Annotated in this window: 5 protein-coding genes and 3 pseudogenes; 6 read left to right on the top strand and 2 right to left on the bottom strand. The window is 64.4% G+C overall.

Features of this window, described 5'->3' with window-relative positions:
- Positions 1 to 152: 152 nt before the first annotated feature.
- Entirely contained in the window at positions 153 to 1,634 is a 1,482-nt protein-coding gene (locus tag HMPREF3227_RS08635; protein WP_066491253.1) for a multicopper oxidase family protein, read from the bottom strand.
- Positions 1,635 to 1,705: 71 nt separating this feature from the next.
- Positions 1,706 to 2,281, bottom strand: coding sequence for a CueP family metal-binding protein (locus tag HMPREF3227_RS08630; RefSeq protein WP_066491250.1), 576 nt, complete (start codon positions 2,279 to 2,281; stop codon positions 1,706 to 1,708).
- A gap of 404 nt (positions 2,282 to 2,685) precedes the next feature.
- Here HMPREF3227_RS08630 and HMPREF3227_RS08625 point away from each other — a divergent pair, with 404 nt between their 5' ends.
- From HMPREF3227_RS08625 to HMPREF3227_RS08600, 6 genes and pseudogenes are all read left to right on the top strand, one after another.
- Positions 2,686 to 3,408 (top strand): response regulator transcription factor, encoded by a 723-nt coding sequence (locus HMPREF3227_RS08625; protein ID WP_066491258.1) that lies wholly within the window; start codon positions 2,686 to 2,688, stop codon positions 3,406 to 3,408.
- Positions 3,405 to 4,531 (top strand): annotated as a pseudogene (locus tag HMPREF3227_RS08620) (sensor histidine kinase). Before HMPREF3227_RS08625 ends, HMPREF3227_RS08620 begins: the two are co-directional and overlap by 4 nt.
- A 114-nt stretch (positions 4,532 to 4,645) precedes the next feature.
- A pseudogene (locus HMPREF3227_RS12955) lies at positions 4,646 to 4,971 on the top strand (heavy-metal-associated domain-containing protein).
- A 51-nt stretch (positions 4,972 to 5,022) separates the two neighbouring features.
- Complete coding sequence (locus tag HMPREF3227_RS08610) at positions 5,023 to 7,257, top strand: copper-translocating P-type ATPase (protein ID WP_082750317.1); 2,235 nt, start codon at positions 5,023 to 5,025, stop codon at positions 7,255 to 7,257.
- Positions 7,258 to 7,304: 47 nt separating this feature from the next.
- Positions 7,305 to 7,919 (top strand): YdhK family protein, encoded by a 615-nt coding sequence (locus tag HMPREF3227_RS08605; protein ID WP_046453122.1) that lies wholly within the window; start codon positions 7,305 to 7,307, stop codon positions 7,917 to 7,919.
- A 224-nt stretch (positions 7,920 to 8,143) separates the two neighbouring features.
- Positions 8,144 to 8,554 (top strand): annotated as a pseudogene (locus HMPREF3227_RS08600) (IS6 family transposase); the annotation flags it as partial.

The following is an 8,554-nucleotide window of genomic DNA, read 5'->3' as shown; positions in this document are numbered from 1 at the left end:
CAAATGCCTAGGAACAAAACCCGGGGCACTTCACTGACGCATACTTCAAACCCATCGACTCCTGGCACACACTGCTCAACCCTGACACCAACGCCGTGTCCACTACTCGGGGGACACCCCGCCCACCTCGGCACTCAACCCTGCTGTGGAGGTTACTCGTAGCGAAGCGAGCTGACCATCCCGGTTTCCATGTGATAGGCGTTATGGCAGTGAAATGCCCACTCGCCGGGGTTGTCAGCGATCAGGTCGGCGATCATGGTTTCACCGTGGCGGAGAAGGACCGTGTCCTTGCGTAGTCCGCCGCTGCCAGGCAGCGCCCACGTGTGGCCGTGGATGTGCATGGGATGGGGCATCATGGTCCTGTTGCGCATGACCATCCGCAGGCGCTGGCCCTCCTGCACGGTCGCGGAGGAGGATTGGCCGTCGGTGAGAATGCTCCATTCATACGGCATCATCTGCCCGCCCAGGTCGATGCTGACTTCTCGGTCTGGTGTGCCCTCGGGCAGGAGTGCACGGTCTGCTGGCTTCAGGGAGGACAGAAGCAGTCCGGTGGACGACAACTCGGGGAAGTCGACATCCGGGTGGGGGGCCTGGCCGCCGGCGGTGCGGATGACGGCGAAGGCGCGGTCGTCCTTACCCACCGCCAAAGCCGTGAGCGGGAAGATGCCGTCGCCGAGGATGACCTCAACGTCGACACGCTCGCCCATCGACAGGTAGATCGATTCGGTCTCCCAGGGCTGGACAGGGAAGCCGTCGGTGTGGGTGACGGTCATGCGGTGACCACCGAGGGCCACCTTGAAGATGGTGTCACCGCCGGAGTTGATAAACCGCAGGCGGGCCTTGTCGCCCGGGCGAGCCTCGAAGGTCCGGTGAGCACGGGGGATACGTCCGTTGATGAGGTAGTGCGGATACATCACATCGCCGGCATCCCCGCCCAGTACCCGGTCCGGGGTGCCGTGCATCATATGGCCGTGACCTCCCATCCCCTTCTTCCCGTTATGGTCGCCCGAACCCATTCCGGTGAGCTTGTCGAGCTCATCGTCGGGAGTGCCCTGAATGCCATCGACCCAGTCGTCGAGCACGATGGTCCACTCGACATCCTGGTCCTCAGCGTCTTGCGGGTCGCGGATGATCAGTGGGGCGTGGAGGCCGCGATCAAGCTGCAGGCCGGTGTGGGAATGGTAGAAGTAGGTGCCACCGTGGGGGACTTCAAAAACATAGGAGAAAGACTCGCCAGGTTCAATGGGGTCCTGGGTCATGCCGGGCACACCGTCGGCTGCGTTGTGGAGTGCGATGCCATGCCAGTGGATGGAGGTGCTCTCAGGCAGTTCATTGGTGATATCGACCTGGAGGACGTCGCCGGCGGTGGCCTCAATGGCCGCATCCCCGGTGTCAGAGACGTATCCCCACGTCTTGGCTTCGATACCGCCGATATCCAGAGAAAGGGGCCGGGCGGTCAGTTTCCGGCGCACCGTCGGCTCACCGAGCGCAGTAGGGGTGGGAGTGGGGCGAAGAGAAGAACCTGGTGCCGAGGCAGCGGGTCCAGGGTCGCTGGTGCAGGCGGCCACGGCCCCGGTGCCGGCGAGAACGAGCCCGCCGACCAGAAACTGTCGTCGGGAAAATCCGTTCATCATGATTTAACCTTCCTTGGTGCTAGATTTCAGTAATACGGGAGACACGCGCAGGTGAGGACCCTGCTGAGCCATCACGTCAGGCGCAGGTCCGTGACACAGGTGGCACCGTCGTCGGCGGTGGAAAACTCCGCGGTGCCGGTACGCCCCTGGTAGCTGACCTCAATCAGGCCAGTGACATCATCGGGAAGCCAGAAGCCAATAAACCCGTTGTCGAAGGTGGTTGTCGCCTCGTCCACCAGCACCTCACCGGTCGCCTCATCGGTGATCGTGACCTGGATATCCTCATTGTCGAGTTCCCCCCGGCAGGTCGTAAGGCTGTGGTAGAAGCAGTCGTGGGTGGAGGTGAGATAGGGTGCGATCGAGACATACGTCTGATTGTCGGGAAGATCGACCACGACTTCCTGGCCATCGCTCGAGAGCAGCAGTTCATCGGCACGCACGGAGGCGATCAGATCCGTGGGACGCTCAGTGACCTTCTGCCGGTCGAGGTGATCAATGATCTCCACCGCGTCCATGTCGACCAGGCCATGGGCAGTCAGGAATGTATCCTGGGACACCGTCCCGTCAGCGGTGGGTTCCGGGTCGGCGGCCGAACACCCCGTGAGGGCGAGGGCAAGGGCGGCGGCTGCGATCGCTGCTCGTTTCACGTCAATCTCCTTGGATCGTGGTAAGGCCATAAGAAGACACCGCCTCAAGGTCGATGCCATACCTTTATCTAGCACGGGTGCCTGACGGACTAGAATTCAAAACCCTGCTCGCAGCCTTATAACAGGGCGAAAAAGGGGGTGAATTCGGTGGGCTGGGTCACCACCGGAACACCACCCCACAGCCGTGGGCGATGTCCTTCTACCCGCCCCGGGTATGCGGTGCAGGCAGTGAAATCCCTGGTGGCGCCTGCTGAACCGACCAGGGGAGGCGATGCCGCCGGCCCGGGGTGGGGCACAGGGGTGACGGCGGTCGAAGGGTGATGTTTGAAGATTTGATGAAGATTTCCCGCCGGGTACTGAGCGAGGGTGGTATTCCCCCCCTAGCCGGAGCGATACTGGGGTCTATGGCTGACCGCACACCGACCACCGCCACGCCCCCGGGGCGGGTGCTGGTCGTCGATGATGAACAACCCCTGGCTCAGATGGTGGCTTCCTACCTCATCCGGGCCGGCTTCGATACCCTCCAGGCGCACACCGGTACCCAGGCCGTGGACGAGGCCCGTCGCTTTTCCCCCGATGTCGTGGTGCTGGATCTGGGGCTGCCCGAACTCGACGGCCTAGAGGTGTGCCGACGGATCCGCACCTTCTCGGACTGCTACATCCTCATGCTCACCGCACGGGGCAGCGAGGACGACAAGATCAACGGTTTGACCCTGGGGGCGGATGACTACATCACCAAACCTTTTAGCATCCGGGAACTGGTGACCCGGGTGCATGCGGTGCTGCGCCGCCCGCGCACCAGCACCACCCCACCGCAGGTGACCACCCCCTTGATCGTTGGTGACCTCATCCTTGACCCCATCGCCCATCAGGTGCGGGTAGGGGAGACGACCGTGGAGCTCACCCGGACGGAGTTCGAGCTGCTGGTTGCCCTGGCCCTGCGCCCCGGCCAGGTGCTGACCCGCCACGACCTGGTCACCGAGGTCTGGGACACCACCTGGGTCGGTGATGAACGCATCGTCGATGTCCACATCGGCAACTTGCGTCGCAAGCTCGGCACCGACACCCGGGGCCGGGGGTTTATCGACACCGTGCGTGGCGTGGGCTACCGGGTGGGGCAACCATGAATCACGGACCCGGCCTGACCTTCCGCTTCCTGGCCGCCCAGGTGTTGGTCGTGGTGATTAGCCTACTGGTGGCCGCGGCCGTGGCCACGATGGTGGGTCCGACCCTGTTCCATGATCATATGTTGATGACCGGCCAGGAGGACCCCTCGCTGGAGCTGTTCCATGCCGAGCAGGCCTACCGGGGCGCCAACCTGATCACCCTGGCCGTCGCCCTGCCCACCGCCTTGATCAGCGCCCTGCTGGCCAGCCTGTGGTTATCGCGTCGTCTGCGCACCCCCCTGCAGGATCTCACCCGCGCCGCTACCAGCCTGACGGCCGGCAACTCCCGTATCCGCGTGCCCGCCGGAAAAGCAGGCCCCGAGGTCACCACCCTGGCGCATGCCTTCAACACCATGGCCGACCGGCTGGAACATACCGAACAGGTCCGCCGCCAGATGCTCTCTGATCTGGCCCACGAAATGGGCACCCCCTTATCGGTGCTCACGGTCTACCTCGATGGTCTCCAGGACGGGGTCGTGGACTGGAATAATGCCACCCACACGATCATGGCTGACCAACTCACCCGCCTGACCCGGTTGATGGAAGACATTGACGATGTCTCCCGGGCCCAGGAACACCGGATCGATTTGGACCTGGCGGAGGAAGGGCTCGGGGATCTGCTCCATACCGCCGCTGCTGCCGCGGGGGAAGCTTATGCTGACAAAGGCGTCGATTTACAGGTCGAGACCATTACGGACACCGCCCGGGTGCTCGTGGACCGGCAACGCTTCGGCCAGGTGATGAGCAATCTCCTGTCGAACGCGCTACGGCACACCCCGGCTGGCGGGCAGGTCCGGATCAGCGTCCACCGACAGGGGGCCTCCACCGCGCTCATCCACGTCGCCGATGACGGCGAGGGCATCCCACCTGACCAGCTCGGACACATCTTCGAACGCTTCTACCGGGGGATGCCGCCCGCACCCGGGACAACGGCGGGGCCGGTATCGGTCTGACCATCTCCAAGGCATTGATCGAGGCCCACGGCGGCACTCTCACCGCCACCTCCCCCGGACCTGGTCGCGGAGCGGTGTTTGCCCTCCGCCTCCCGCTGTCCCCTCCCGACAGTGAGGAGGCTGCTCAGTAACCACACCCTGCCCCGCGTGAGGGCCGTGCCCTCCACCCATTGAAAATATACCCCGGGGGGGTATACGTTAGAGAGTAGCATCGCCGCATCCCACCGACCCGTAGGAGCTTTCCCATGATCACCTCCCCGCCCCGCCTCTTGCCGATGGTCTCCCACGGCTGCAGCTGTTGCGGGCCTGCCTCACGTGCCGACACCGCCTCCATCCCTGCCGCCAGCGACTCGTCAGCAGGAGGGTCCTCCCCTAGCTACCAGGTCACCGGCCTGACCTGCGGGCACTGCGCGAAAAGCGTGACCCTGGCTCTTCAGGCCCTCCCCCAGGTCGACGACGTCCAGATTGATCTCGCTGCTGGTGGTGTTTCCACCGTCACGGTCACCGGTGTCGTACCTCCGGAGATGGTTCGCCGGCCATTGAGGAGGCCGGCTACGCCGTCTTATCCTGATCAGTTTTACCCATCATCTCGACCCCGACCGGGTTGAGCGAAAGGAACGTCATGAGCACTCCCAATCATTCGGGCGCTCACCATGGTGATCACCCCGCTCCGGAAACAGACCACACCCACCACCCGGATCATGCCAGCCATGAACACCACGCAGATGCCGACACCCACGGCCAGGCGATGCCCCACGATCACCCGCACTCCGCCCTGGACGAAGACCACCACGTTCATGGTCACGGCGAACACGCCGGACACAGTACCGCAATGTTTCGGGGCCGCTTCTGGTGGTCGCTGATTCTGTCCATTCCCGTCGCTATTTTCAGCCCCATGGTCGCCCACCTGCTCGGCTACCACCTCCCGGCATTCCCTGGTTCCACCTGGATCCCCCCGGTGCTGGGCACGATCATCTTCGTCTACGGCGGAATGCCTTTCCTCAAGGGCGGATGGAAAGAACTGAAATCCCGCCAACCCGGGATGATGCTCCTGATCGCCATGGCCATCACCGTGGCGTTTGTGGCCTCCTGGGTCACCACTCTGGGGCTGGGCGGTTTTGAGCTGGACTTCTGGTGGGAGCTGGCCCTGCTGGTGACCATCATGCTGCTGGGGCACTGGCTGGAGATGCGCGCTCTCGGGGCCGCGTCCTCCGCGCTTGACGCGCTGGCTGCCCTGCTGCCGGATGAGGCCGAGAAAGTCATCGACGGGACTACCCGCACCGTGGCCATCTCCGAGCTGGTCGTCGACGACGTCGTGCTGGTGAGGGCCGGTGCCCGAGTGCCGGCCGACGGAACCATCCTCGACGGAGCCGCCGAATTCGATGAGGCGATGATCACTGGCGAATCCCGTCCCGTCTTCCGCGACACCGGTGACAAGGTGGTCGCCGGTACCGTGGCCACCGACAACACCGTCCGCATCCGGGTGGAGGCTACCGGCGGGGACACCGCCCTGGCCGGGATCCAACGCATGGTTGCCGACGCCCAGGAGTCCTCCTCCCGGGCCCAGGCCCTGGCGGATCGGGCGGCAGCGTTGTTGTTCTGGTTCGCGCTGATCTCCGCTCTGATCACCGCGGTGGTGTGGACCACCATCGGCAGCCCAGACGATGCCGTGGTGCGCACGGCTACGGTGCTAGTCATCGCCTGTCCGCACGCCCTGGGCCTGGCGATTCCTCTGGTCATTGCGATCTCCAGCGAGCGGGCCGCGAAATCCGGGGTGCTCATCAAGGACCGGATGGCGCTCGAGCGGATGCGCACCATCGACGTGGTGCTCTTCGACAAAACCGGCACCCTGACCGAGGGTGCGCACGCGGTCACCGGTGTCGCCCCGGTGCCCGGTACTTCGGAAGGGCACCTGCTGGCCCTGGCCGCCGCCGCCGAGGCCGATAGTGAACACCCCGTGGCCCGCGCCATCGTGGCTGCCGCGGCCGCACACCCGGAGGCCTCACGCCGCCCACTGCGCGCAACCGGTTTCACCGCCGCCTCCGGCCGCGGGGTCCGGGCCACTGTCGATGGCGCTGAGATCCTCGTGGGTGGGCCGAACATGCTGCGCGAGTTCAACCTCACCACCCCGGCCGAGCTCACCGACACCACCAGCGCCTGGACCGGGCGTGGGGCCGGCGTGCTCCATATTGTCCGCGACGGTCAGATCATCGGTGCCGTGGCCGTCGAGGACAAGATCCGCCCCGAATCCCGCGCCGCCGTCAAAGCCCTGCAGGACCGCGGGGTGAAGGTCGCGATGATCACCGGTGACGCGCAGCAGGTGGCCCAGGCAGTGAGCAAGGACCTGGGGATCGATGAAGTCTTCGCCGAGGTCCTGCCCCAGGACAAGGACACCAAGGTCACCCAGTTACAGGAGCGTGGCCTGAGCGTGGCCATGGTCGGTGATGGTGTCAATGACGCCCCCGCTCTGACCCGCGCGGAGGTCGGTATCGCCATCGGTGCCGGCACGGATGTGGCCATGGAATCTGCCGGGGTGGTCCTAGCCAGTGATGACCCGCGGGCAGTGCTGTCGATGATTGAGCTGTCCCAGGCCAGCTACCGCAAGATGATCCAGAACCTGATCTGGGCCTCTGGCTACAACATCCTCGCCGTGCCGCTGGCCGCCGGAGTGCTCGCCTCGATCGGGTTCGTGCTGTCCCCGGCCGTGGGCGCGATCTTGATGTCTGCCTCGACCATCGTGGTGGCCCTGAACGCCCAGCTGTTGCGCCGCATTGATCTGGAGCCGGCTCACCTGGCTCCGACCGACGGGAAGGAGGAACACAGTGAGTCGATATCCCCCGTAACCGTTACTGACTGACCTTGTCCCTCGACTCCTAACTCACACCACCTTTGAAAGAAACACTCATGAAACGCAGCATTACCCTCGCCGCCTTGGTACTGACCTCCACCCTGGCGCTGACCGCCTGCAGCGACGCCGCCGACAACTCCGACGATGCCGACACCACCAGCACCACGACGGCAACCGCAGAGACCCACGAGACCCACCAGGAAGACTCCACCACTGCCGACGAAGAGCACGGCGGGCACGACCACCCTGCCGACGGCGGGGCACCGCCGGCAGGCATTGAAGAGGCCGAGGATCCCACGTACCCGGTGGGCACCGAGGTCATCCTCACCGCTGACCACATGCCCGGCATGGACGGCGCCACCGCCACCATTTCCGGGGCGTTTGATACCACGACCTATTCGGTCAGCTACACCCCCACCGAGGGTGGGGCCCCGGTTACCGACCACCGCTGGGTCGTCCATGAGGAGCTCGTCGATCCGGGTCAGGCCCCCCTGCCCGACGGGGCGAGCGTTGTCCTAGATGCCGAGCACATGTCCGGCATGAAGGGTGCTGAGGCCACCATCGATTACTCCACCGAGGAGACGGTCTACATGGTTGATATCACCGTCGACGGGATGACGATGACCAACCACAAGTGGGTCACCGAGAGCGAGATCCAACCCGCCGAATAGTCCACCCACCCTGAACCGCGAGACCAGACAAGGCACCCGCTCCAAGGTCGGTCATCAATCGCTGCCGACCATGCCACAGCACACCAGCCACACACGGAACCTGCACGCCCACAGGGCCCACGCTGAGGTAGGCCTTCTGTGTCACTGCTTCTCTTAGTCAGGGGAAATATGCCCTGGAATGACCCTGGTGACAGGAGTTCATTCCAGGGCTTTGTCTCTGCCCACAGGCCAGTTCCTGGCGGGTGGATGAAACCTATATCCGGGTCGGCGGCAGGTGGTGCTACCTCTATCGGGCGATCACCGCCGGTGGCCAGACCCTGGACTTTTTACCTCTCCCCGAAGCGGAACGTGGCCGCAGCGAAGCGTTTCCTGGCCAAGGCCCTCAGATCCAATGCGCCAGCCGGGTATCCCAGAGTGATCAACACAGATAAAGCACCCTCCCTAGCCAGGGCAATCGCCGAGTGGAAGTCCGAGGGAATCGGCCCGCCAACAGTGGAACAACGGCAGGTGAAATACCTCAACAACATCCTGGAAGGCGACCATGGTCGACTGAAGCGGACCCTCGGGCCGAAAGTCGCGCTTAAGAACCGGACATCTGCACATCGGACGTTGAAAGGGATGGAAGCGATGCACTC

It is taken from the genome of Corynebacterium sp. CMW7794 (genome assembly GCF_001563605.1).
GTDB classification, from domain to species: domain Bacteria; phylum Actinomycetota; class Actinomycetes; order Mycobacteriales; family Mycobacteriaceae; genus Corynebacterium; species Corynebacterium phoceense.
Note: the sequence above shows the minus strand (reverse complement) of the source record. Positions and strands in the feature narration are given on the sequence as shown.